The 23,898-nt window shown below is 64.2% G+C and carries 22 protein-coding genes; 14 read left to right on the top strand and 8 right to left on the bottom strand.

Going from position 1 to position 23,898, the window contains the following annotated elements; genetic code table 11:
- Nucleotides 1-189: 189 nt before the first annotated feature.
- The 5 genes from VJS90_RS12295 to dksA form a co-directional block, all read right to left on the bottom strand.
- Nucleotides 190-1,629 carry a sigma-54 dependent transcriptional regulator gene (locus VJS90_RS12295; RefSeq protein WP_324121925.1) on the bottom strand — a complete coding sequence of 480 codons (1,440 nt, stop codon included), beginning with the start codon at nt 1,627-1,629 and terminating at the stop codon, nt 190-192.
- 4 nt (nt 1,630-1,633) lie between these two features.
- On the bottom strand, nt 1,634-4,612 hold the full coding sequence (locus VJS90_RS12290) for a sensor histidine kinase (protein ID WP_324121924.1): 2,979 nt from the start codon (nt 4,610-4,612) through the stop codon (nt 1,634-1,636).
- Nucleotides 4,596-4,772 (bottom strand): hypothetical protein, encoded by a 177-nt coding sequence (locus tag VJS90_RS12285; protein WP_003250005.1) that lies wholly within the window; start codon nt 4,770-4,772, stop codon nt 4,596-4,598. Before VJS90_RS12285 ends, VJS90_RS12290 begins: the two co-directional genes overlap by 17 nt.
- A 133-nt stretch (nt 4,773-4,905) precedes the next feature.
- Entirely contained in the window at nt 4,906-5,793 is an 888-nt protein-coding gene (gluQRS, locus tag VJS90_RS12280; protein ID WP_324121923.1) for a tRNA glutamyl-Q(34) synthetase GluQRS, read from the bottom strand.
- Between the two features lie 63 nt (nt 5,794-5,856).
- Nucleotides 5,857-6,303: an RNA polymerase-binding protein DksA gene (gene dksA / locus VJS90_RS12275; protein WP_324121922.1), complete on the bottom strand. Its 447-nt coding sequence runs from the start codon at nt 6,301-6,303 to the stop codon at nt 5,857-5,859.
- 211 nt (nt 6,304-6,514) lie between these two features.
- Between dksA and VJS90_RS12270 the strand changes: the two genes are divergently transcribed.
- Nucleotides 6,515-7,687 (top strand): pyridoxal phosphate-dependent aminotransferase, encoded by a 1,173-nt coding sequence (locus tag VJS90_RS12270; RefSeq protein ID WP_324121921.1) that lies wholly within the window; start codon nt 6,515-6,517, stop codon nt 7,685-7,687.
- Nucleotides 7,687-8,400 carry a DNA/RNA nuclease SfsA gene (sfsA, locus tag VJS90_RS12265; RefSeq protein ID WP_324121920.1) on the top strand — a complete coding sequence of 238 codons (714 nt, stop codon included), beginning with the start codon at nt 7,687-7,689 and terminating at the stop codon, nt 8,398-8,400. Before VJS90_RS12270 ends, sfsA begins: the two co-directional genes overlap by 1 nt.
- Here sfsA and VJS90_RS12260 read toward each other — a convergent pair.
- Nucleotides 8,390-8,713 (bottom strand): Rieske (2Fe-2S) protein, encoded by a 324-nt coding sequence (locus VJS90_RS12260; RefSeq protein WP_324121932.1) that lies wholly within the window; start codon nt 8,711-8,713, stop codon nt 8,390-8,392. The two genes, sfsA and VJS90_RS12260, sit on opposite strands and share 11 nt — an antisense overlap.
- 165 nt (nt 8,714-8,878) lie before the next feature.
- On the opposite strand from VJS90_RS12260, the gene VJS90_RS12255 reads away from it, so the two are divergent.
- Genes VJS90_RS12255 through VJS90_RS12245 form a run of 3 tightly spaced genes read left to right on the top strand, consistent with a single transcriptional unit; the run spans nt 8,879 to nt 11,558 of the window.
- Nucleotides 8,879-9,757, top strand: a complete 879-nt coding sequence (locus VJS90_RS12255; RefSeq protein WP_324121919.1) for a heme/hemin ABC transporter substrate-binding protein — start codon at nt 8,879-8,881, stop codon at nt 9,755-9,757.
- Between the two features lie 50 nt (nt 9,758-9,807).
- Nucleotides 9,808-10,791, top strand: coding sequence for an iron ABC transporter permease (locus VJS90_RS12250; protein WP_324121931.1), 984 nt, complete (start codon nt 9,808-9,810; stop codon nt 10,789-10,791).
- A gap of 44 nt (nt 10,792-10,835) precedes the next feature.
- Entirely contained in the window at nt 10,836-11,558 is a 723-nt protein-coding gene (locus tag VJS90_RS12245) for a heme ABC transporter ATP-binding protein (RefSeq protein ID WP_414704935.1), read from the top strand.
- Between the two features lie 225 nt (nt 11,559-11,783).
- On the opposite strand, the gene VJS90_RS12240 is transcribed toward VJS90_RS12245, so the two are convergent.
- Together VJS90_RS12240 and VJS90_RS12235 are read right to left on the bottom strand one after the other, a co-directional pair.
- Nucleotides 11,784-12,056 (bottom strand): TfoX/Sxy family protein, encoded by a 273-nt coding sequence (locus VJS90_RS12240; RefSeq protein ID WP_324121917.1) that lies wholly within the window; start codon nt 12,054-12,056, stop codon nt 11,784-11,786.
- 154 nt (nt 12,057-12,210) lie between these two features.
- The gene (locus VJS90_RS12235) at nt 12,211-13,773 is read right to left on the bottom strand and encodes an AAA family ATPase (RefSeq protein ID WP_324121916.1); all 1,563 of its coding nucleotides are present in this window, start codon (nt 13,771-13,773) and stop codon (nt 12,211-12,213) included.
- A 116-nt stretch (nt 13,774-13,889) separates the two neighbouring features.
- Between VJS90_RS12235 and mrcB the strand changes: the two genes are divergently transcribed.
- The 9 genes from mrcB (at nt 13,890) to msrQ (ending at nt 23,739) form a co-directional block, all read left to right on the top strand.
- Nucleotides 13,890-16,214 carry a penicillin-binding protein 1B gene (gene mrcB / locus VJS90_RS12230; RefSeq protein ID WP_324121915.1) on the top strand — a complete coding sequence of 775 codons (2,325 nt, stop codon included), beginning with the start codon at nt 13,890-13,892 and terminating at the stop codon, nt 16,212-16,214.
- A gap of 4 nt (nt 16,215-16,218) precedes the next feature.
- Nucleotides 16,219-16,995, top strand: coding sequence for a tetratricopeptide repeat protein (locus tag VJS90_RS12225; protein WP_324121914.1), 777 nt, complete (start codon nt 16,219-16,221; stop codon nt 16,993-16,995).
- On the top strand, nt 16,995-17,324 hold the full coding sequence (locus tag VJS90_RS12220) for a YqcC family protein (protein ID WP_324121913.1): 330 nt from the start codon (nt 16,995-16,997) through the stop codon (nt 17,322-17,324). Before VJS90_RS12225 ends, VJS90_RS12220 begins: the two co-directional genes overlap by 1 nt.
- Nucleotides 17,325-17,731: 407 nt before the next feature.
- A complete protein-coding gene (locus tag VJS90_RS12215; RefSeq protein WP_324121912.1) occupies nt 17,732-19,456 on the top strand; it encodes an acetolactate synthase 3 large subunit in 1,725 nt (574 codons plus the stop codon).
- Nucleotides 19,457-19,948, top strand: coding sequence for an acetolactate synthase small subunit (gene ilvN / locus VJS90_RS12210; protein ID WP_116551972.1), 492 nt, complete (start codon nt 19,457-19,459; stop codon nt 19,946-19,948).
- A 54-nt stretch (nt 19,949-20,002) separates the two neighbouring features.
- Nucleotides 20,003-21,019: a ketol-acid reductoisomerase gene (gene ilvC, locus VJS90_RS12205; RefSeq protein ID WP_324121911.1), complete on the top strand. Its 1,017-nt coding sequence runs from the start codon at nt 20,003-20,005 to the stop codon at nt 21,017-21,019.
- A 147-nt stretch (nt 21,020-21,166) separates the two neighbouring features.
- Nucleotides 21,167-22,018 carry a CDP-diacylglycerol--serine O-phosphatidyltransferase gene (pssA, locus tag VJS90_RS12200; RefSeq protein ID WP_324121910.1) on the top strand — a complete coding sequence of 284 codons (852 nt, stop codon included), beginning with the start codon at nt 21,167-21,169 and terminating at the stop codon, nt 22,016-22,018.
- A gap of 78 nt (nt 22,019-22,096) precedes the next feature.
- Entirely contained in the window at nt 22,097-23,110 is a 1,014-nt protein-coding gene (gene msrP / locus VJS90_RS12195; protein WP_324121909.1) for a protein-methionine-sulfoxide reductase catalytic subunit MsrP, read from the top strand.
- Entirely contained in the window at nt 23,110-23,739 is a 630-nt protein-coding gene (gene msrQ / locus VJS90_RS12190; protein WP_324121908.1) for a protein-methionine-sulfoxide reductase heme-binding subunit MsrQ, read from the top strand. The genes msrP and msrQ overlap by 1 nt, the downstream gene beginning before the upstream one ends.
- Nucleotides 23,740-23,898 lie beyond the last annotated feature (159 nt).

Raw genomic sequence — 23,898 nt, 5'->3', positions numbered from 1 at the left:
CCAGAACATATAGCAGGTGCCGTGCCAACTTTGGCAAGTCCAGCAAAATCAGGGGTTTGGCCCGAGGGGCAGGGGCGGCAAGGGCCGGAACCGGCCCAGATTCGTTACCGTAAACCCCGTCATTTGTTACGCCATGTCAGTTGGGTAACAGATTTTTGCGGGCGAGGGCCCGCGAGTGGGGGAACACGCCTATTCGCTGGTCGCGCCACTCTTGCGGCGCGGGATGCCCAGGCGCTGGCGGCGCTCCCACAGGCATTTGCGGCTGACGCCCAGCTTGCGGGCCAGCTCGGTCTCGGTCATGTGGTCCTGGTGCTCGAGCACGAAATGCTGGAAATAGTCTTCCAGTGACAGGTCTTCGGTCGGCTCGTGGCTCGCGTTGCTTGCGCCACTGGTGGCGCCGGCCGGCAGGGCGCCGAAGGCTTCCTCGTCTTCCAGGTCGCCCAGCTCGATATCGATGCCCAGCAGCTCCGCACAGATCTCTGGACTCTCGCTCAGGATCACCGCGCGCTCGACGGCGTTTTCCAGCTCGCGCACGTTACCCGGCCAGCTGTAGTGACGGATCGCCTGCTCGGCGTCGTGGGAAAAGCGCAGGTCATCGCGGTTGATGCGCGCGCTCTGGCGGGCCAGGAACGCGTTGGCGATCTCGTTGACGTCGGGCCCGCGCTCACGCAGCGCCGGCAGCTTCAAGGCGATGACGTGCAGGCGGTAATAAAGGTCTTCGCGAAACTGCCCGGACTTGGCCAGGTTTTTCAGGTCGCGGTGAGTCGCCGCGATCAGACGCACGTCGACCTTCTGCGACTGCACCGAGCCCACCCGGCGGATTTCGCCCTCCTGCAGCACGCGCAGCAAGCGAGCCTGGGCTTCGAGGGGCAACTCGCCGATCTCGTCAAGGAACAGCGTGCCACCATCGGCAGCCTCCACCAGGCCGGCGCGCCCGGCGCTGGCGCCGGTGAACGCGCCTTTCTCGTGGCCGAACAGCTCGGACTCGATCAGGGTCTCCGGAATGGCCGCGCAGTTCACCGAGATCATCGGTGCCTTGGCCCGGCGCGAGAGATTGTGCAGGGCGCGGGCGACCAGCTCCTTGCCGGTACCGGACTCGCCCTGGATCAGCACGTTGGAGTCGGTGGGCGCGACCTTGCGGATCTTGCTGTAGAGGTCCTGCATCGGCGGACAGGAGCCGATGATGCCGATATCGCCATTGGCCGCGTTGCTCGCACCCTTGTCGGCGGTGGCGGCCTTGCCGTTTGTGCGTGGCTCCGGGGCGGCGGCAGCGGGGCGCGGGCGATCGCGCAGGATGCGCGCCACGGCCTGGAGCATCTCGTCATGATCGAAAGGCTTGGCGATGTAGTCGACCGCGCCCATCTTCATCGAGTCGACCGCCGAGCGCAGGCTGGCGTAGCTGGTCATGATCAGCACCGGGATGCCCTGGCCGAGCTTGATCAGCTCGGTACCGGGCGCCCCTGGCAGTCGCAGGTCACTGACGATCAGGTCGAAGGTGGCAATGCTGAAGCGTTCCTGCGCTTCCTGCACCGAGCCGGCCTCGCTGACCTGGTACTGGTTCCGCTCGAGCAGCCGACGCAGGGCCGAGCGGATGATGGTTTCGTCTTCGACGATCAGAATATGCGGCATTGATTCAATTCTCTCGACGGTCTCGAATGTCAGGGGACGTCGCTACGACATGCCTGGGCAGGGTCACGCGGATCCGGGTGCCACGCTGGTGCTGAAGGTCGGCCGGGCTGTCGATGGTGATCTGTCCATAATGCTCTTCCACGATGGAATAGACCAGAGCAAGCCCAAGACCGGTTCCTTCGCCTGGGTCCTTGGTGGTGAAGAAGGGTTCGAACAGCCGGTCCATGATGTTTTTCGGGATGCCGGTGCCCTCGTCTTCGACGATCAGGTCGACCGTGTGCTCGCTGGTCTCGCTGCGCACGCGCACGGCGCTGCCGGGCGGCGACGCGTCACGGGCGTTGGACAGCAGATTGATGAGCACCTGGGCCAGTCGTTGAGGATCGCCCTCGACCCAGTGCTCGGGGTCGCACAGGTTGAAAAACTGCACTTCGAAATTGCGCCGGTTCAAGGCCAGCAGACCGATCGCATCCTGCGCCACTTCGGCCAGGCACACCGGCTCTTCGCTGTTCTGGTGGCTGCCACCGGCGTGGGCGAAGCTCATCAGCGACTGCACGATGCGCGAGACGCGCTTGGTCTGCTCGATGATCTGGCTGCTCAGCTCGGTGATCTCGCCATCTTCCTCGCGTTCTTCACGCAGGTTCTGCGCAAGGCACGCGATGCCGGTGATGGGGTTGCCGATCTCATGGGCCACACCGGCGGCCAGGCGGCCGATGCTGGCCAGGCGCTCGGAATGCACCAGCTTGTCTTCCAGGGCCTGGGTTTCGGTCAGGTCCTCGACCAGCAGCACCAGGCCGCTGTTGCCCGGCGCCAGCGGCTCGTCGATGGCGGCCTTGTGCAGGTTGAGCCAGCGAGGCTGGCCGTCCAGGGCCAGGCGCTGCTTGTGCAGGTGCTCGTCCGGCACGTTGATGAAGCCCAGCATCAGTTCGCGCCAGGGCTCGCCGATGGTGGTCAGGCGGGAGCCGACCACGTGCTTGGCGGCGATGCCGGTCAGCTCTTCCATGGCCTTGTTCCACATCAGGATCTCCTGGTCCTTGGCCAGGGAGCACACGCCCATCGGCAGTTCCTGCAGGGTCTGGCGATGGTAGCGGCGCAGGGCGTCGAGCTCGGCGGCAAGACCGGTCAGGCGCGAATGGTAGTCCTCGAGGCGGCTTTCGATGAAGTGGATGTCCTCGGTGACGTAGTTCTCGCTGCCCGATTTGTAGGGCAGGAAGGTCTCGACCATGTCCTGCGCCACGCTCGGCCCCATCAGGCCGGAGAGGTTGGCTTCGATGCGGTCGCGCAGCCGGCGCAAGGCGTAGGGACGGCGTTCGTCGAACGGCAGGTAGAGGTCGCGCAGGGCCTGCTCGACTTCCTTCTGGGCCGCCTTGGCACCCAGCGGCTTGGCCAGCTGGGTCGCGAACTCCTGGGGCGAGGCGGCGTGCAGCTCGCGGCGCTGGGGGCGGCGCACGTTGTCCACCGCGCAGGCTTCAGCGGCGCTCACCTCTTCGCTGCTGGCATTGGTGAACAGCGAGATCAGCGTGAACAGCAGCACGTTGGCCGCGAGCGAGGCGATGGCGCCCATGTGCCAGCTGGTGTCGTCGAGCACGTAGATCATGTTCAGCAGCGGGATGTAGAAGCCCTGCAGGTTGCCGATCAACGGCAGCAGCATGGTCACCATCCACACCAGGATCCCGGCCAGCAGGCCCGCGATGAAGCCGCGCCGGTTGGCGGTCGGCCAGTACAGCACCGACAGCACGCCGGGCAGGAACTGCAAGGTCGCCACGAAGGCGACGATGCCGAGGTTGGCCAGGCTCTGGTGGCGGGTCTGGGTCAGGTAGTAGAAGACGAAGCCGGCCGCGATGATGGCGACGATCAGCGCGCGGCGGGTCCACTTCAGCCAGCGGTAGATGTTGCCCTCGGCCGGTGGCTGGTACAGGGGCAGCACCAGGTGGTTGAGCGCCATGCCCGACAGCGCCAGGGTAGTGACGATGATCAGCCCGCTCGACGCCGATAGCCCGCCGACGTAGGCCAGCAACGCCAACGCCTGGTTGTTGGCGGCAATGCCCAGGCCCAGGGTGAAGTATTCGGGGTTGGTGCTGGCGCCCACGCGCAGGCCCGCCCAGAGGATCAGCGGCACGGCCAGGCTCATCAGCAGCAGGAACAGGGGAAGGCCCCAGCTGGCGCTGACCAGCGCGCGCGGGTTGAGGTTCTCGGTGAAGGCCATGTGGTACATGTGCGGCATGACGATGGCCGAGGCGAAGAACACCAGCAGCAGGGTACGCCATGGGCCCTCCTGCAAGGGCGTGTGCAGGGCGGCCAGGGCCGTCTGGTTCTGCAGCAGCCAGATCTCCAGCTGGTGCGGGCCGCCAAACACGCCGTACAGGGCGTACAGGCCGATGGCGCCGAGCGCGAGCAGCTTGATCACCGACTCGAAGGCGATCGCGAACACCAGGCCCTCGTGCTTCTCGCGCGTGGCGATATGGCGCGAGCCGAAGAAGATCGTGAACAGCGTGATCAGCGCGCAGAACGCCAGCGCCACCCGCGCTTTCACCGGCTCCCCGGTAAGAATGTTGATCGAGTCAGCCACCGCCTGAATCTGCAGGGCCAGCAACGGCAGCACGCCAATCAGCATGAAGATCGTGGTCAGCGCACCCGCCCAGGTACTGCGAAAGCGAAACGCCAGCAGGTCGGCCAGGGACGACAACTGGTAGGTGCGGGTGATCTTGAGGATCGGGTAGAGCAGCACCGGCGCCAGCAGGAAGGCTCCGGACACGCCGAGGTAGCAGGCGAGGAAACCGTAGCCGTACTGGTACGCCAGGCCTACCGAGCCATAGAAGGCCCAGGCACTGGCATAGACCCCCAGCGACAAGGTGTAGGTCAACGGGTGGCGGATGATCGAACGCGGGATCAGCCCGCGCTCGCTGACCCAGGCCACGCCGAACAGCACCAGCAGGTAGGCGGCGCTGATCAGGATCATCTGGGTCAGGCTAAAGCTCATCGGCATCACGTTGGCTCTGGAGGATGAAGGTCACGACGATCAGGATCAGCCAGAGCAGGTAGGGGCGATACCACGCACCGGTCGGCTCGATCCACCAGTCCATGATGGCCGGGGAGAACAGGTAGATCCCCACGACCAGAAGCAGGACCAAACGATAGATGTACATGCTGGCCTCGAGGGTTAGGGCGCTGCGGGCTGGACTTATTATTGGCGCAAAGGGCGGGGGCGATGCTAGCGGGATTCCGTGTGGATCGGCAAGAAATTGAATTTGCTGGGGTTTATGGCAGAGGCCGGAACCGTCAGCGCAGGTCCGCCTCGGGCAGCGTCATCTGCCGGGCAATGGCCTCGGGACGCCACTGCTGGCGCGCAGCCTCCAGCACCTCGGCGGGAGTGGCGCCGATCAACGAGGGATCGACCGCCTGACCCAGCGCACGCAGCGCCCGAAGCAACAGCGGCGTGGCCTGGTCGGGCTCAAGGGGAGGGGAACGGTACGACTTGCCCAGCTTGTGCCCGTCCGGCTGGATGATCAGCGGGATGTGCAGGTAGCGCGGCTGCGAGAGACCCAGCAGCTCTTGCAGATACAGCTGGCGCGGCGTGTTGTCCAGCAGGTCGGCGCCGCGCACGATGTCGGTCACGCCTTGCCAGCCATCATCCAGCACCACGGCCAGCTGATACGCATACAACCCGTCGCGCCGCTGGATCACGAAATCGCCCACCTCGCGGCCCAGATGCTGCTCGAAGGGGCCCTGGACACGGTCATCGAAGCGATAGCTCAGCTCTGGCACCCGCACGCGGATCGCCGCGCCATCACGGGAATGCCCGGCATCGCGGCAGAAACCGGGGTAGATGCCGTTGTAGTCCTCCAGCTGCTTGCGCGAACAGGTACAGGCATACGCCAGCCCCTGACGGAACAACCGCTCGACCACGTCGGCATAGGCCTCGTGTCGCTGGCTTTGATGGACCACCTCGCCGTCCCATGTCAGGGCGTAGCGTTCCAGGGTCTGCAGGATGGCGTCGCGCGCGCCGGGCGCTTCGCGTGGCGGATCGATGTCCTCCATGCGCAGCAGCCAGCGGCCGCCAACGGCGCGGGCATCGAGCCAGGAGGCGAGCGCGGCGACCAGCGAGCCGAAGTGCAGGAAACCACTGGGGGTGGGGGCGAAGCGCCCGATGTAGGGGGATGGAGGCATGGGATTGCGGCATCTATAAATGAACGGGGGCGCCTTGAGCGCCCCGTTCGGTGGAAATCAGAATCAGGCTTTGCCGACCTGTTTTTCCTTCTTCTCCGCAACCTCTTTGCAATCGAAGCACAGGTCAGCGGTAGGGCGGGCTTCCAGGCGGCGCAGGCCGATCGGGATACCGCAGTCTTCGCACCAGCCGTATTCTTCGTCCTGGATCAGTTGCAGGGTCTTGTCGATCTTTTTGATCAGCTTGCGTTCGCGGTCACGCGCGCGCAGCTCAAGCGCGAATTCTTCCTCTTGCGAGGCACGGTCTGCCGGGTCGGCGAAGTTCGCCGCCTCTTCCTTCATGTGGTCCACGGTCTTGTCGACGCCGACCATCAGCTCTTGCTTCCAGGCATTCAGGATCTTGGTGAAGTGCTTGCGCATGGGTTCACCCATGTACTCTTCACCCTTTGTCTCCTGATAGGGCTCGACCCCATAGAGAATTTGACTGGCTTTTTGCTTTTCTTGGGTGGACATGAATAGACCGCCTCTCACTCATCTGATCCATTACGCAGGCTGCTCCATCTCCGGCGCCCGCCGGCCCTGCGACTGCGAGCCGCCGAACTTAGCAGATAGTTTCGGGGTACGCCACCCCGCCCGTCTCAACGAATTGACAACGGCGGCGGCCACACGTTCAGCGACGCGCAAAGGTAGAATCAACAGTTTAGCCCCAATTGAGAGAAGGCCCATGGCACAGCTCTACAGCGCGCGCAGCCGCGCCATCGAACCCTTTCATGTCATGGCGTTGCTGGCGCGTGCCAACGAGTTGCAGGCCGCCGGCCATGACGTGATCCACCTCGAGATCGGCGAGCCGGACTTCACCACCGCTGCTCCGATCGTCGCGGCAGGGCAGGCCGCGCTGGCCGCAGGTCATACCCGCTACACCGCGGCGCGCGGTCTGCCGGCGCTGCGCGAAGCGATCGCCGGCTTCTATGCGCAACGCTATGGGCTATCGATCGATCCCGCGCGCATCCTCATCACTCCCGGGGGCTCCGGGGCCTTGCTGCTGGCCAGCAGCCTGCTGGTGGACCCAGGCAAGCACTGGCTGCTCGCCGACCCGGGGTACCCCTGCAACCGTCATTTCCTGCGCCTGGTCGAGGGCGGGGCGCAACTGGTGCCGGTCGGGCCCGAGGACAATTACCAGCTGAGCGCCGAGCTGGTCGACCGCTACTGGGACCAGGACAGTGTCGGCGCCCTGGTGGCTTCGCCCGCCAACCCGACCGGTACCGTGCTGGACCGCGGCGCCTTGGCAGGGCTGTCCGCGGCAACCCGGGCCCACGGTGGTCACCTTGTCGTGGACGAGATCTACCACGGCCTGACCTACGGCAGGGAGGCCCCGAGCGTGCTGGAAGTGGACGACCAGGCCTTTGTTCTCAATAGTTTTTCAAAGTATTTCGGCATGACCGGCTGGCGGCTCGGCTGGCTCGTGGCGCCGCCGGCCGCCGTGGCGGACCTGGAGAAACTCGCGCAAAACCTCTACATCAGCGCTCCGAGCATGGCCCAGCATGCGGCCCTGGCGTGTTTCGAGCCCGAGACCCTGGTCATTCTCGAACAGCGCCGCGCCGAGTTCGCCCGGCGCCGCGACTTCCTGCTGCCCGCCTTGCGCGAGCTGGGGTTCCGCATTGCCGTCGAGCCCCAGGGCGCCTTCTACCTGTATGCCGATATCAGCGCCTTCGGCGGCGATGCCTTCGCCTTCTGCCGACATTTCCTGGAAACCGAGCATGTGGCCTTCACCCCAGGCCTGGACTTTGGCCGCCACCAAGCTGGCCACCATGTGCGCTTTGCCTACACGCAAAGCCTGGAACGGCTGGAGGAGGCGGTGCAGCGCATTGCCCGTGGACTGCGGAGCTGGCAAGGCTGATGGCGCTTTTTCCCGAACTCGAACAGGCGCGCCTGTTGCGCCGTTACAAACGCTTTCTGGCCGACATCGAGCTGGCCAATGGCGAGCAGATCACGATCCACTGCCCCAACACCGGTTCAATGCTCAATTGCATGCGCGAGGGCGGGCAGGTGTGGTTCAGCCGCTCCAATGATCCCAAGCGCAAGCTGCCGGGCACCTGGGAGATCAGCGAGACGCCACAGGGGCGTCTTGCCTGCATCAATACCGGGCGCGCCAATGGACTGGTGGAGGAGGCGTTGCGGGCTGGCCGGATCAGCGAGCTGGCCGGCTTCAGCACGCTCAGGCGGGAGGTCGCCTATGGCCAGGAAGGCAGCCGCGTGGACTTTCGCCTGGAGTTTCCAGAAGGCCCGGCCTATGTCGAGGTCAAGAGCGTGACGCTAGGATACCCGGACACCCCGGTCGCGGCGTTCCCCGATGCCGTGACCCAGCGCGGCGCGAAACACCTGCGCGAGCTGGCGGCGCTGGCGCGCCAGGGCATCCGGGCGGTGCAGCTGTACTGCGTGAACCTCACGGGGATCGAGGCCGTGCGCCCGGCCGACGAGATCGACGCCACCTATGCCGAGGCCCTGCGCGCTGCGGTGGCTGACGGCGTCGAGGTACTCGCCTATGGCACGCACCTGGATGCCGGGCAGATCTACATCGACCGGCCGCTGCCGGTGCTGCTCATGTCCTGAGCCAGATACCCTGGCTGTCTTCCATGCAGTCCAGGGCCTGCAGCTGCTCGCCTTCACAGGGACCGGCCACGCACTCGCCTGATTCGATCAGGAACAACGCCCCATGGTGCGCGCACTGGATCAGGCTGGCGCTTTCGTCGAGAAAGGCATCGCTGCCACCCTCCCAGTTCAGGGCGATCCCCCGATGCGGACAGCGGTTGCGGTAGAGGTGGACGTGCCCCTGGCGACGTATGCCAAGCAGGCTGAGACCAGCGGCGTCGAAGGCGCGGCTCTGGCTTTCGGCCAGGTCGCTGGAGGCGCAGAGAAAATACAGGTCGGGCATGGGTCGAGGCATCATTTATCAAGAAACAGGTCCAGCGCTTGACGCTTCAATGCGAATAATTATCAAATTCCTGTCTAGCTGCGCCGGCTGCCCAATAGTGCGCAGTCCTGCCGCGCACCACAAGGCGTGCGGCCCGTCTTCTGCAAAGGAAATCCGATGATGCGCCGTCCTGCTGCCTTTTTCTCCCTCTGCGCCGGTCTTGTCCTCGCCTCCCAGGCCCTCGCCGCCGAGGTGCCACAGCGTTGGGTCAGCGTGGGTGGGGCGCTCAGCGAGTGGATCAGCGCCCTGGGCGGTGAGCAACATCTGGTTGGCGTCGACACCACGAGCCAGCATCCTGCGACGTTGAAAACCCTGCCAAGCATCGGCTACCAGCGCCAGCTCTCGGCCGAAGGCATTCTCAGCCTGCGCCCGGACGTGCTGGTCGGCACCGAAGAGATGGGCCCACCTCCGGTGCTCGCGCAGGTCCGCGCGGCCGGTGTGCGCGTCGAGCTGTTCTCCAGCAAGGCGCAGATCGATGCGGTGGAGCAGAACCTCAAGCAACTGGGGGCGTTGCTGGGCAGCGAACAGAAGGCCGCGCAACTGACAGCCGACTATCGCCAGCAGCTCCAGGCGCTGCACGGCAGGCTCGAACCGCTGAAGAACAAGTCCCCTGGGGTACTGCTGCTGGTCGGCCATGGCGGCGCCAAGCCCATGATCGCAGGCAAGGGCACCGCCGGTGACTGGTTGTTGCAGCAGGCCGGCGCCCGCAACCTGGCCGACAACCAGGGATACAAGAATTTCTCGGCCGAAGCGCTGGCGGCGCTAGACCCGGACGTGCTGGTGGTGTCGGACCGCAGTCTCGAGGGCGAGCACGCGCTCGAGGCGCTGCTCAAGGAAAATCCGGCCCTGGCAGCCTCGCGTGCGGTCAAACACAACCGCGTGGTGCCGCTGGACCCGACGCTGCTGGTGGGTGGTCTTGGCCCGCGGCTGCCGGATGCCCTGCATGAGCTGGCGCGTGCCTTCTATCCATCGGCGCAGGGCTCGCTGTCACCATGAAGCGCCTGGCTGCGCCGCGTGCGCTGTTCATTGGCCTGACGGTGTCGTGCCTGTTGGCGATCTGGCTGTCCCTGGCCCTGGGGCCGGTCAGCCTGCCGCTGATGGACACCCTGCGCGCCGGCTTGCGACTGCTGGGCGTGCCCATCGCCGCGGACGGGCTGGAGCAGGCGGAGCTGATCCTTGGGCAGATCCGCCTGCCGCGCACTTTGCTGGGACTGGGGGTAGGCGCGGTGCTGGCGCTATCCGGGGTAGCCATGCAGGGCCTGTTTCGCAACCCCTTGGCCGATCCCGGGCTGGTGGGGGTTGCCAGCGGTGCGGCGCTGGGCGCGGCATTGGCCATCGTGGGCGGCAGCTGGGTGGGCGGGATCCCGGACTGGTTCTCGCCCTACCTGCTGTCCGTCTGCGCGTTCGCGGGCGGGCTGGGCGTGACGGCGCTGGTCTACCGGCTGGGGCGCCGAGACGGCCAGACCCATGTGGCAACCATGCTGCTGGCGGGCATCGCCCTGACCGCGTTGGCAGGTTCCGCGGTGGGCCTGTTCACTTATCTCGCCGATGACGCGACCCTGCGGACCCTGACATTCTGGAACCTCGGCAGCCTCAACGGCGCCAGCTACCAACGGCTATGGCCGCTGCTGATCGTGGTGCTGGCCGTGGCTCTGTGGCTGCCGCGCCGCGCGCAGGCGCTCAACGCCTTGCTGCTGGGCGAGTCGGAAGCGCGTCACCTGGGCGTCGAGGTCGAATCGCTCAAGCGTGAACTGGTGTTCTGTACCGCGCTGGGCGTCGGTGCCGCCGTCGCTGCCGCCGGGCTGATCGGTTTTATCGGGCTGGTGGTGCCGCACCTGGTGCGCCTGCTGGCTGGGCCGGATCATCGCGTGCTGCTGCCCGCCTCATTGCTGGCTGGCGGCACACTGCTGCTGTTTGCCGACCTGATCGCGCGGCTGGCGCTGGCGCCGGCAGAGCTGCCGATCGGTATTGTCACGGCGTTCATCGGCGCGCCGTTTTTCCTGTTCTTGTTGATCCGGGGGCGGCACTGATGCTCGAAGTCCAAGGCCTGTACCTGAGCCGCGGTGGCGCGACGGTGCTGCACGACATCAGCCTGGGACTGGTGCCTGGGCAGGTGCTCGGGGTGCTGGGACCCAATGGCGCCGGCAAAAGCAGCCTGCTGGGCGTGCTGTGTGGCGAGCTGGCGCCAGACCGTGGAGAGGTCCGGTTGCAAGGCAAAGGCCTGGCGCAGTGGCCGGGCCAGGCACGCGCGCGGCGCCTGGCCGTCCTGCCGCAGGTGTCGAGCCTGGGCTTTGCGTTTCGCGTCGAGGAGGTCGTGGGTCTTGGGCGCCTGCCCCATGAGACTGGCCAACAGCGCGACCAGCAGATCATCGAAGCGGCGCTGCTGGCCGCTGATGCCGGCCATCTGGCCGACCGCAGCTATCTGGCGTTGTCCGGAGGCGAGCGCCAGCGGGTGCACCTGGCCCGGGTACTGGCGCAGCTCTGGCCGGGCGAGGAGGGGGCGACCCTGTTGCTGGACGAACCCACCTCCATGCTCGACCCCCTGCACCAGCACACCACCTTGCAGGCCGTTCGCGCCTTCGCCGATCGCGGCGCCGCCGTGCTGGTGATCCTGCACGACCTGAACCTGGCTGCCCGGTACTGCGACCGCATCCTGCTTCTGGAGCAGGGGCGTTGCCACGCCGTGGGGACGCCGCAAGAGGTGCTCAGCCCTGAGGCGCTCAAGACGGTGTACGGGATCGAGGTGCTGGTGCAGACGCATCCGGAGCGGGGGCATCCGTTGATCATCGCGAGATAGGCGGCGCCTGATCCGGATGGTGCCAGGCAACTGGGGCCGTGCACCTTTCCAGACGCAAAAAAAAGACCCGGCAAAGTGCCGGGTCAATAACCGTGATTAGCCTGATGAGGAGATAATCTGAGAGTCCGAACCAGGGGCTTTCAGGTTACCCAACCAGTCTCGCGACCAGTTGTGATAATCATAACGATTCTCATTTCACTGTCAATCGTTTGTCCGCATTTATTTTCATTTCTTCAGGGGCGGGCTTTTCGCATCCAGTTGCTGGTTGAGCGCTTGCTTGTGCTCGGCTGGCAGGTCGTTCCAGTGCATGTCGAGCAATGCGCCCTCGATGGCGTACAACAACACCTTTGAAGCCCTGAACCCGCGCGTCTTCACCGCTTGATAGGCACTCACCGCGCCCAGCCGGCGAAGGTCCGACGCGCTGTGGATGCCAACGGCATGCAGCCACTGGGCTGACGTCTTGCCCAGGTTCTTCAGGTGCTGCAGTTCATCGTTCATCAGGCCTCCTTGCGATGGCTGAACGGGGTCGTTGGAATAAAATCGCGAGCAGGTCAGGGTGCAGTGTAGCGGGGGATGGCAAAGTTGAAGCTTTTTGCCACTGGGGAGGGGACCGCGGACCGCGCGGCCCGGTGGGCGGCGCGGTCTTGACGGGTTACAGGCCTGGCAGGCGCTGGCGAATCTGCTCGACCAGCTGGTCCATGCTGCCGCCTTCATTGGTTTCGATGCGCTTGCTCTGCAGCAACTCGTGCTCATCCAGCGGCTCGCGGCTCTGCTGCTGAACCTTGATCACTTCAAGCGTCGCATCCGACGGGTCGGTGTTGTCCGACTGCCGCTGGGCCAGCCAGCTGGCGATCACGGCGTCCGGCGCGTTGCAGTCCAGGATCAGGAACGGCACGCCGGTCGCGCTGGCCACCTCGGCCGCTGCCTGGCGTTGCTCGCGCTTGAGGTAGGTGGCGTCGAGCACCACTGGGAAGCCGGCGCGCAGGATGATCGCCGCCAGCTGGTGCAGGCGCTCGTAGGTGGCCTGGCTCGCCTGGTCGGCGTAGATGCCCGCCTGCAGCTGGCCGCTGGACTCGACCGGCTGTTCACCGTGCAGGCGCTTGCGTTCGACGTCCGAGCGCAGGCGCACGGCGCCCAGGGCCTCGACCAGGCGCATGGCCACATGGCTCTTGCCCACCGCCGAAACCCCATGGGTCACCGCCATCAGGCGCGAGGGAATGGCACTGTAGCTTTCCGCCAGGTTGGCGTAGTTGCGGTAGGTGCGCAGCGTGGTCGCGCGCTGCACGCCATCAGCCTCGGCGGGCATGCTGAACAGTGCCACCTTGGCGCGGACCAGGGCACGGTAGGCCTTGTAGAAATTCAGCAGTTCGAGGCCTGCGTAATCGCCCGTCAGCTCCAGGTACTGGCTGATGAAGCGGCGCGCCAGGCACTTGAGGCCACGGTCTTCGAGGTCCATGGCCAGAAACGCGGTATCGGCCCAGACGTCGGTGAGGCGGAAGGGCTCGTTGAACTCGATGCAGTCGAAGATCACCACCTTGCCGTCGATCAGCGTCGCGTTGCCCAGGTGGATGTCTCCGTGGCATTCACGGATGAAACCGTCGGCCTTGCGCGTCTGCAGCAAGCCGTGCAGACGCTGGTAGCTGCTCTGCGCCCACGCCTGCAAGGCGTCGAGCTGCTGCAGGTCGGCGTTGTCGCTGAGGAACGGACGGATCTGCTCGAAGTTCTGCTCGACCGGGGCCATGGCGCTTTCTGGCGTGCCCAGGGGATGCTCCACCGGCACCCGGGGGGCCTGCAGGTGGAACTCGGCGATCTGCCGTGCCATCTGGTCGATGTGCCCGGCGGTCAGCTCGCCATTGGCTTGCAGGGTATTGAGCATCTGGCCCTGCGGGAATTGACGCATCTTCAACGCATACTCGATGACCTCGCCCTCGCCCCCCAGCTGCGGCGCCTCGGCCGTGCCGGTGATCGGCAGCACGTCGAGGTACAGGCCTTCGGTCAGGCGCTGGTTCAGGCGCAGCTCTTCGCGGCAGAAATGCCCGCGCTGGCCCAGGTCGGTGAAGTCGAGAAAACCGAAGTTCATCGGCTTCTTGATCTTGTAGGCGTACTCGCCCGTGAGCAGCACCCAGGAAATATGTGTCTCGATAAGCTGGAAACCGTCGACCGGGTGAGGGTAGAGGGCAGGATTCTGTAGTGCAGTGATCAACGCTTGGCTCACGGGCGGTCCTTTGGGGTCCGGGAATTCGAAGGCGTTATTATGGTCAATGGTGCCGTCCCTGCAAACCGCCGGAGGGCGCCTGCCCCGGCTTTATAAAGTGCGTATAATCCGCCGCCATGACTCGAATCCGAAATCCCCGTACCTCGAAAAAACGTCCGTCCGGCCGCTCTCGCGCCTGGCTGGGCTGGGCCCTGAAGCTCAGTCTGGTCGGCCTGGTGGTGCTGGCCGGCTTCGCCGTCTACCTCGATGCCATCGTCCAGGAAAAGTTTTCCGGCAAGCGCTGGACCATCCCGGCCAAGGTCTATGCCCGGCCGCTGGAGCTGTTCGTCGGCCAGAAACTGAGCCGCAACGATTTTCTCGTCGAGCTCGATGCGCTGGGCTATCGCCGCGAAAGCGCGGCCAACGGCCCGGGCGCCGCCTCGGTCAACGGCAACACTGTCGACCTCAATACCCGCGGGTTCCAGTTCTACGAGGGTGCTGAGAAGGCGCAGGCCGTGCGCGTGCGTTTCTCGGGCGACTACGTGGCGGGGCTCAGCGGCGCCAATGGCAGCAAGCTCGATGTGGTGCGCCTGGAGCCGCTGCTGATCGGCGGCATCTATCCGAAGAACCTCGAGGACCGCATCCTGATCAAGATCGATCAGGTGCCCCCGCACCTGCTCGAGACCCTGGTGGCGGTGGAAGACCGCGACTTCTATCACCACTTTGGCGTGTCGCCCAAGTCGATCGCGCGGGCCGTCTGGGTTAATACCTCGTCGGGCGCCATGCGCCAGGGCGGCAGCACCTTGACCCAGCAGCTGGTCAAGAACTTCTACCTGACCAACGAGCGTAGCCTGAGCCGCAAGCTCACCGAGGCCATGATGGCCGTGCTCCTTGAGGTGCACTACGACAAGCGCGAGATCCTCGAGGCCTACCTCAACGAGGTGTTCGTCGGCCAGGACGGCCAGCGCGCGGTGCATGGTTTCGGACTTGCCAGCCAGTTCTTCTTCAGCCAGCCGCTGTCCGAGCTCAAGCTGCACCAGATCGCCTTGCTGGTGGGCATGGTCAAGGGACCGTCCTACTACAATCCGCGCCGCTACCCCGAGCGCGCGCTCACGCGCCGCAACCTGGTGCTCGACCTGCTGGCCGAGCAAGGTGTGGCAACCCCGGCCGAGATCGAAGCGGCGAAGAAGATGCCGCTGGGCGTGACCAAGCGTGGCAGCCTGGCCGACAGCTCGTTCCCGGGCTTCCTCGACCTGGTCAAGCGTCAGCTGCGCCAGGACTACCGCGACGAAGACTTGACCGAGGAGGGTCTGCGGATCTTCACAAGCTTCGACCCGATCCTGCAGATGAAGTCCGAGGCAGCCATGGCCGAGACCTTCAAGCGCCTTGATGGGCGCAAGGGCGGCGAGCAGGTCGAGGCGGCGATGGTCGTGACCAACCCTGAGACCGGCGAGGTCCAGGCCCTGCTTGGCAGCCGCCAGGCCGGGTTTGCCGGGTTCAACCGGGCCATCGATGCCGTGCGGCCGATCGGCTCGCTGGTCAAGCCCGCGGTCTACCTGACCGCGCTGGAAAAACCGAGCAAGTACACCCTGACCAGCTGGGTGCAGGACGAGCCGTTCTCGGTCAAGGGCGCCAATGGACAAGTCTGGCGTCCGCAGAACTACGACCGGCGCGCCCATGGCACCATCTACCTCTACCAGGGGCTGGCGCATTCCTACAACCTGTCCACCGCCAAGATCGGCCTGGACGTGGGCGTGCCGAACGTCATCAAGACCATCAGCCGCCTGGGCGTCGATGTCGACTGGCCGGCATTCCCGTCCATGCTGCTGGGCGCTGGCGGCATGTCGCCGATGCAGGTCGCGACCATGTACCAGACCCTGGCCAACGGTGGCTTCAACACGCCGATGCGCGGGATTCGCAGCGTGCTGACCGCCGAGGGCGAGCCGCTCAAGCGCTACCCGTTCCAGATCCAGCAGACCTTCGACCCCGGTTCCATCTACCTGGTGCAGAACGCCATGCAGCGGGTGATGCGTGAAGGGACCGGGCGTTCGGTCTACAGTGTGTTGCCGAGCAACCTGACCCTGGCGGGCAAGAGCGGTACCAGCAACGACTCGCGCGACAGCTGGTTCGCAGGTTTCAGCCAGGACCTGCTGGCGGTGGTGTGGATCGGCCGGGACGATAACGGCAAGACACCGTTCACCGGCGCCACCGGTGCATTGCAGGTCTGGACCAGCTTCATGCGCAAGGCCGACCCGCTGCCGCTGGACATGCCGCAACCGGACAACGTGGTGCAGGCCTGGATTGATCCGAACAGCGGACAAGGTTCCGATGCCAGCTGTCCGGGCGCCGTGCAGATGCCGTATATTCGTGGCAGTGAGCCGCCTGCTGGCGCCGCCTGTGGCGGCCAGGCGACGACCCCTGAAGACTCCGTCATGGACTGGGTCAAGGGCTGGATGAACTAAGCACATGAGAGGGCGTGAATTGAACAAGTGGTGGTTTCCTGCCTTGACGGCCCTGGCCTTGCTCAATGGCTGCGCCAGCGTCCCGCGTGGCGCCATCCCGGTGGTGGATTCGGGCACGCGGGTGTCCAACAGCGAGCGCGTCTCGGCCAACCGCAGCGCCGCGCCCGCGGTCAGCAGCGGCAGCAGCCAGGCGCAGTCGGTGCCGCAGGACTCGGGCGTGATGGTGATGATCCCGCAAGGCGCGGGCTCCTCGCCGATCCAGACATTCCCGGCCGGTACCGGCGCAGCTGCGATCAGCAGCGGGCCGATCACCCCGGGGCCGGTTGACAGCGAGCCGTTCGACATCGCCTCGATGAACAGCGCGCCAAGCCCGGCTGCTACGCCGAGTACCTCGAGCGCCCCGACCGGCATTCCTCGCAGCAACGCCGCCAGCAGCGGCCTGTCGGCCGACGAGCAGCTCGATGGCCCGGTGCTGGCGCTGTTGACCGCGGCCCAGCAGCAGCAGGGCAGTGGTGACTACAACGGTGCTTCGTCCAGCCTGGAGCGTGCCCAGCGCATCGCCCCGCGCGAGCCGCAGGTGCTCTATCGCCTGGCTCAGGTGCGCCTGGCACAGGGCGATGCCGCCCAGGCCGAGCAGCTCGCCCGCCGCGCCATGACGTATGCCAATGGCCGTCCGGACTTGCAGGCAGGGTTGTGGAACATCATCGCCCAGGCCCGCGAAAAGCAGGGTGACAGCGCGGGTGCCGCGCTGGCGCGGCAAAAAGCCAAGGTCAGCCTGTAATGGAACAACGTATCCTCGACATCGCCGACCACCTGCTGTTGATCGAACGCGAACTGCATGTCCGGGGCTGGTGGGACGACCAGTCTCCCAGCGCCGAAGCGTTGGCCAGTAGCGTGCCCTTCGCGGTCGACAGCCTGAGCTTCGAGCAGTGGCTGCAATGGATCTTCCTGCCCCGCATGAAGCAGATTCTCGAGTTGGGCCATCCGCTGCCCAATGCCTCGGGAATCCTGGTGATGGCTGAAACGGTCTACAGCAACCGGCCGGACGAAAGTCGCGAGTTGCGTCGGCTGCTAGCAGAATTCGACCAATTGATCAGTCCATCCGCCTGATTTCTTCTCTTTTTCCTGTAAGGGCCGCAGATTGTGGCCCTTTTTTATGGAAATCTTGATATTTCTGCTGCTCCTTTTCAAATTAGTGGTGCTGGAGAAACGTCCTCGGGGAAAATTGGCAATAATTTTTCTTGACTTGAGGCCGACAAGAAATAAGAATCCAGATTCCGCTGTAGGGGGACTGCCAGAAGCAGACCCGCTAAGCAGATCATGAGGCGCACACCCGCGCCGACTTGCTACACCCCGCAACGCGTTACCTCGCGCTGGGTGGGAAAACCCCGCAACATCTGGGGCGCTCCCAATACTTGCTCAGTCAGTGCTGACGTCCGCTCATGCTCTGCTTGGCAGTAAACCTATTAAGACCCGCCCGGTTGGGGCGGTATTCTGGCGTTTTAGAGGTGAACAACGTGGAGCTTTTATCTGGCGCTGAGATGGTCGTCCGCTTCTTGCGAGACGAAGGCGTTAAGCACATCTACGGGTACCCTGGTGGTGCTCTCCTTCATGTTTACGACGCACTGTTCAAGGAACCGGAAGTTACCCACATCCTGGTTCGCCATGAGCAGGCGGCTACCCACATGGCCGACGGCTATGCCCGTGCCACCGGCAAGGCCGGCGTGGTGCTGGTGACCTCCGGTCCCGGCGCGACCAATGCCATCACCGGTATCGCCACCGCCTACATGGACTCCATCCCGATGGTGATCCTGTCCGGCCAGGTGCCGAGCACCATGGTGGGCACCGATGCCTTCCAGGAAACCGACATGATCGGTATTTCCCGGCCGATCGTGAAACACAGCTTCATGATCAAGCATGCCTCGGAGATCCCCGAGGTCATGAAGAAGGCGTTCTACCTCGCGCAATCCGGGCGTCCTGGTCCGGTCGTGGTCGATATCCCCAAGGACATGACCAACCCGGCCGAGAAGTTCGAGTACGTCTACCCCAAGAAGGTCAAGCTGCGCTCCTACAGCCCGGCTGTGCGCGGCCACTCGGGCCAGATCCGCAAGGCAGCCGAAATGCTCCTGGCGGCAAAGCGTCCGATTGTCTACGCCGGCGGCGGCGTGATTCTCGGTGGCGGCTCCGAAGCCCTGACCGAGATCGCCAGGACCCTCAACCTGCCGGTCACCAACACCCTGATGGGCCTGGGTGGCTATCCGGGTACCGACCGCCAGTTCCTCGGCATGCTGGGCATGCACGGCAGCTACCCTGCCAACATGACCATGCACAACGCCGATGTGATCTTCGCCGTCGGTGCGCGCTTCGATGACCGTGTGGTCAACGGCCCGGCCAAGTTCTGCCCGAACGCCAAGATCATCCACATCGACATCGACCCGGCGTCGATCTCCAAGATGATCAAGGCCGACGTGCCGATCGTGGGCCCGGTCGAGAGCGTGCTGACCGAAATGCTCGGCATCCTCCGTGAAATCGGCGGCCAGCCAGACAAGTCCGCCATGGACGCCTGGTGGAAGCAGATCGAAGAGTGGCGTGGCACCGGTGACCTGTTCCCCTACAACAAGGGCGACGGCAGCGTCATCAAGCCGCAGACCGTGATCGAGACCCTCTGCGAAGTCACCAAGGGCGACGCCTTCGTCACCTCCGACGTCGGCCAGCACCAGATGTTCGCGGCCCAGTACTACCGCTTCAACAAGCCTAACCGCTGGATCAACTCCGGTGGCCTGGGCACCATGGGCTTCGGCTTCCCGGCGGCCATGGGCGTCAAGCTCAACTTCCCGGACCAGGACGTTGCCTGCGTCACCGGTGAAGGCAGCATCCAGATGAACATCCAGGAGCTGTCGACCTGCCTGCAGTACGACCTGCCGGTGAAGATCGTCAACCTGAACAACGGTGTGCTGGGCATGGTTCGCCAGTGGCAGGACATGGCTTACAACAGCCGTCACTCGCACTCCTACATGGAGTCGCTGCCGGACTTCGTCAAGCTGGCCGAGGCTTATGGCCACGTGGGTATCCGCATCACCAGCCTGAAAGACCTCAAGCCGAAACTGGAAGAGGCCTTCGCGATGAAGGACCGCCTGGTGTTCATCGACATCCAGGTCGACAACAGCGAGCACGTCTATCCGATGCAGATCAAGGATGGCTCGATGCGCGACATGTGGCTGAGCAAGACGGAGCGTACCTAAATGCGGCACATTATTTCCCTGCTGTTGGAAAACGAACCCGGTGCCTTGTCTCGCGTGGTCGGGCTGTTCTCGCAGCGCAACTACAACATTGAAAGCCTGACTGTCGCGCCAACCGAAGACCCGACCCTGTCGCGTCTGACGCTGACGACCGTTGGCCACGATGAGGTGATCGAGCAGATCACCAAGAACCTGAACAAGCTGGTCGAAGTGGTCAAGCTGGTCGACCTGTCGGAAAGCGCCCATATCGAGCGCGAACTGATGCTGGTCAAGGTCAAGGCCACGGGCGCCCAGCGCGCCGAGATCAAGCGCACCACCGACATCTACCGCGGGCAGATCGTCGATGTCAGCAGCAGCGTGTACACCGTGCAGCTGACCGGTACCAGCGACAAGCTGGACAGCTTCATCCAGGCCATCGGCACCGCATCGATCCTCGAAACCGTGCGCAGTGGCGTCACCGGCATTGCCCGTGGCGACAAAGTGCTCAGCATCTAACTTCAACAATTAGCGATGGCTCCACTGGAGCCGAGATATAACAGGGGTTATTCCATGAAAGTTTTCTACGACAAAGACTGCGACCTTTCGATCATCCAGGGCAAGAAAGTCGCCATCATCGGCTACGGCTCCCAGGGTCACGCCCAGGCGTGCAACCTGAAGGACTCCGGTGTGGACGTCACTGTCGGTCTGCGTAAAGGCTCGGCCACCGTTGCCAAGGCAGAAGCCCACGGCCTGAAAGTCGCCGACGTGGCTTCCGCCGTCGCTGCCGCCGACCTGGTCATGATCCTGACCCCGGACGAGTTCCAGGGCGCCCTGTACCAGAACGAGATCGAGCCGAACATCAAGAAAGGCGCAACCCTGGCCTTCTCCCACGGCTTCTCGATCCACTACAACCAGGTCGTGCCACGTGCCGACCTCGACGTGATCATGATCGCGCCGAAGGCTCCAGGCCACACCGTTCGCTCCGAGTTCGTCAAGGGCGGCGGCATCCCTGACCTGATCGCCATCTACCAGGACGCTTCGGGCAACGCCAAGAATGTTGCGCTGTCGTACGCCGCTGGCGTCGGTGGCGGCCGTACCGGCATCATCGAAACCACCTTCAAGGACGAAACCGAAACCGACCTGTTCGGTGAGCAGGCCGTTCTGTGCGGCGGTACCGTCGAGCTGGTCAAAGCCGGTTTCGAAACCTTGGTCGAAGCGGGCTACGCGCCGGAAATGGCCTACTTCGAGTGCCTGCACGAACTGAAGCTGATCGTCGACCTCATGTACGAAGGCGGTATCGCCAACATGAACTACTCGATCTCCAACAACGCCGAGTACGGCGAGTACGTGACTGGCCCGGAGATCATCAACGAAGAATCCCGCAAGGCCATGCGCAATGCTCTGAAGCGCATCCAGGACGGCGAATACGCGAAGATGTTCATCTCCGAAGGCGCCACCAACTACCCATCGATGACCGCCAAGCGTCGTAACAACGCCTCGCACGGCATCGAAATCATCGGTGAGCAACTGCGCTCGATGATGCCTTGGATCTCGGCGAACAAGATCGTCGACAAAGCCAAGAACTGATCCGGTTCGGGTAACGGAAAACGCGGCTTAGGCCGCGTTTTTTCGTTTAGGGGCCCGCATCTGGTATAAAGCCCTCAAGGCTTGCCGGACGAACCCGTGCCGCAAGTCCATGTCGAACACTTTCCACCCTGTTGCAAGGTATTGTCCATGAGCGAACGTCCCGAAGAGCCGAACAAGCCCTCCGACGCCGAAAGCCTGCTACCTGTCGATGAGCATGTTGAAGAAGGGCATGACGCCGAAGGGCGCAAGGTCCGGCACCGCGGCATCTATCTGCTGCCTAACCTGTTCACCACGGCCAACCTGTTTGCCGGTTTCTATTCCATCATCAGTTCCATCAGCGCGCAAAGCGCGATGAGCGCTGGCGACCCGCGCGAGGCGAGCAAGTACTTCGCCTTCGCCGCCATCGCCATCTTCGTGGCCATGGTGCTCGACGGCCTGGACGGCCGCGTGGCCCGCATGACCAATACCCAGAGCGCGTTCGGTGCCGAGTATGACTCGCTCTCGGACATGGTCGCCTTTGGCGTCGCCCCCGCGCTGCTGGCGTTTGGCTGGGCACTGGGCGACATGGGCAAGGTCGGCTGGATGGTCGCCTTCATCTATGTGGCTGGCGCTGCCCTGCGCCTGGCGCGGTTCAACACCCAGGTCGGCAAGACCGACAAACGCTACTTCATCGGCCTGGCCAGCCCCGCGGCCGCGGGTGTGGTGGCGGGTACCGTCTGGGCGTTCAGCGACTTCGGCATCCAGGGCTCCAAGCTCTCGTTCCTGGTGGCGCTGCTGGTCGCCGCGGCCGGCATGCTGATGGTCAGCAACATCAAGTACAACAGTTTCAAGGAGCTGGATCTCAAGGGGCGCGTGCCTTTTGTCGCCATCCTTGCCGTGGTGCTGGTGTTCGCGGTGGTCTTCAGCGATCCGCCGCGCATCCTGCTGCTGATCTTCCTGGGGTATGCCGTGTCGGGCCCGGTGCAGTACCTGCTGCGCATGCGTCGTCGCAAAGCCTGACAAAGTTTTAATGGCGCAATAATCCTCCGGCTTCATAGTCTACTGGTGCATCAGCCATCCAGTGCCATGGAGCCCATCATGCTTATCAAGCTTGCGAGAGCCTCCGACTGCAAGATGTCGGAGGTTACTTCTGAATCTGTCTATCTGTCCCGTCGCGCCTTGCTCGGTGGCTCCCTCGCGGGATTGGCCGCCTCGGTGATGCCGCGTCTCGGCCTCGCCGCCGACCCCTCACGCTACGCCGATGTCGAGCCCGGAAACGCCCCGGGGTGGTTCGCCGAGAAGCTCGGAGGAACCCAGTGGCAAGCCATGACTGTCCAGGGCGAGGCCATCACGCCGTTCAAGGATGCCACCCACTACAACAACTTCTATGAGTTTGGAGCAGACAAGGGTGATCCGGCCCAGAATGCCGGCAGCCTGAAAACCGCGCCATGGACGGTCGTGGTGGACGGGGAGGTGGGCAAGCCGGGCCGGTATGCGCTCGAAGACTTCGTCAAGCCTCATCACTTGCAGGAGCGTATCTATCGGCTTCGCTGCGTCGAGGCCTGGTCGATGGTGATCCCGTGGCTGGGCTTTCCGTTGTCCGACATTCTCAAGCAGGTCGAGCCCACCTCGAAGGCACGCTATGTCCGCTTCGAAACCCTGCAGGACCCGAAGACCATGCCAGGGATGCGCTCGGGTTTCGCGTTGATCCAGTGGCCGTATGTCGAGGGGCTGCGCCTGGATGAAGCGATGAACCCTTTGGCCATCCTGGCGGTGGGTATGTATGGGCGCGAACTACCCAATCAGAATGGCGCACCGCTGCGGCTGGTCGTCCCCTGGAAGTACGGCTTCAAGAGCATCAAGTCGATTGTCCGTATCAGTCTCGTGGAGGAGCAGCCGCAGACCACCTGGCAAGGGCTTGCGCCTGATGAATATGGCTTCTATGCCAACGTCAATCCAACCGTGGACCACCCGCGCTGGACCCAGGCCCGCGAGCGCCGCCTGCCTAGCGGGCTGTTCAGTCCGAATGTGCGCGAGACGCTGATGTTCAATGGCTACGCCGATGAAGTGGCCTCTCTTTATAGTGGACTCGATCTACGGACCAATTACTGATGCGCTATCCCTGGTATCGCCTGGGCATCTTTGTGCTGGGCTGTGTGTTTCCCGCGTGGTGGCTGTATGAGGCAGCCACGAACCTGCTCGGCCCGGACCCTGGCAAGATCCTGGTTGACCGCCTGGGCCTGGGCGCCCTGATCTTCTTGCTGATTACCTTGAGCATGACGCCGTTGCAGCGAATGACCGGTTGGCCGGGGTGGATTGTCGTGCGCCGACAGCTGGGGTTGTGGTGCTTTGCCTATATCGTGCTGCACATGAGCGCCTACATGGTGTTCGTGCTGGGTATGGACTGGGGGCAGCTGGGCGTGGAGTTGCGCAAGCGGCCCTACATAGTAGTAGGGGCCACGGGATTCCTCGGGCTGTTAGCCCTCGCGGTCACGTCCAACCGCTACAGCCAGCGACGGCTGGGCGCGCGCTGGAAGAAGCTGCACAAGCTGGTGTACGTGATCTTGTGCCTGGGGCTGCTGCACTTCTTGTGGATAGTGCGTGCCGACCTCAAGGAGTGGTCGGTGTATGCCTCCATTGGCGCGCTACTGCTGGTATTGCGCATTCCGGCCGTTTCGCAACGGTTGCCGCGAGCGCGCAGGAGGGCGCCCGGTTCGGGCAGCAAGCAGCCAGAAGGATGATTTGAAACATTTATGAAATAAAGGGTTGACGGGGTTTTGAATCCCCTTATAATGCGCCCCACTTCCAGCGTAGTTGGAACGCGAAACTCCTTGAGAATCAACGAGTTAAACGTTTCAGGCAGCACTGGAGGGGCTTCGATCGAAAGATCGGCAGCGGTG

Origin of the sequence: Pseudomonas sp. (assembly GCF_035277045.1) — a bacterium.
GTDB lineage: Bacteria > Pseudomonadota > Gammaproteobacteria > Pseudomonadales > Pseudomonadaceae > Aquipseudomonas.
The sequence above is the reverse complement of the archived record's forward strand: the minus strand, read 5'-3'. Positions and strand labels throughout refer to the sequence as shown.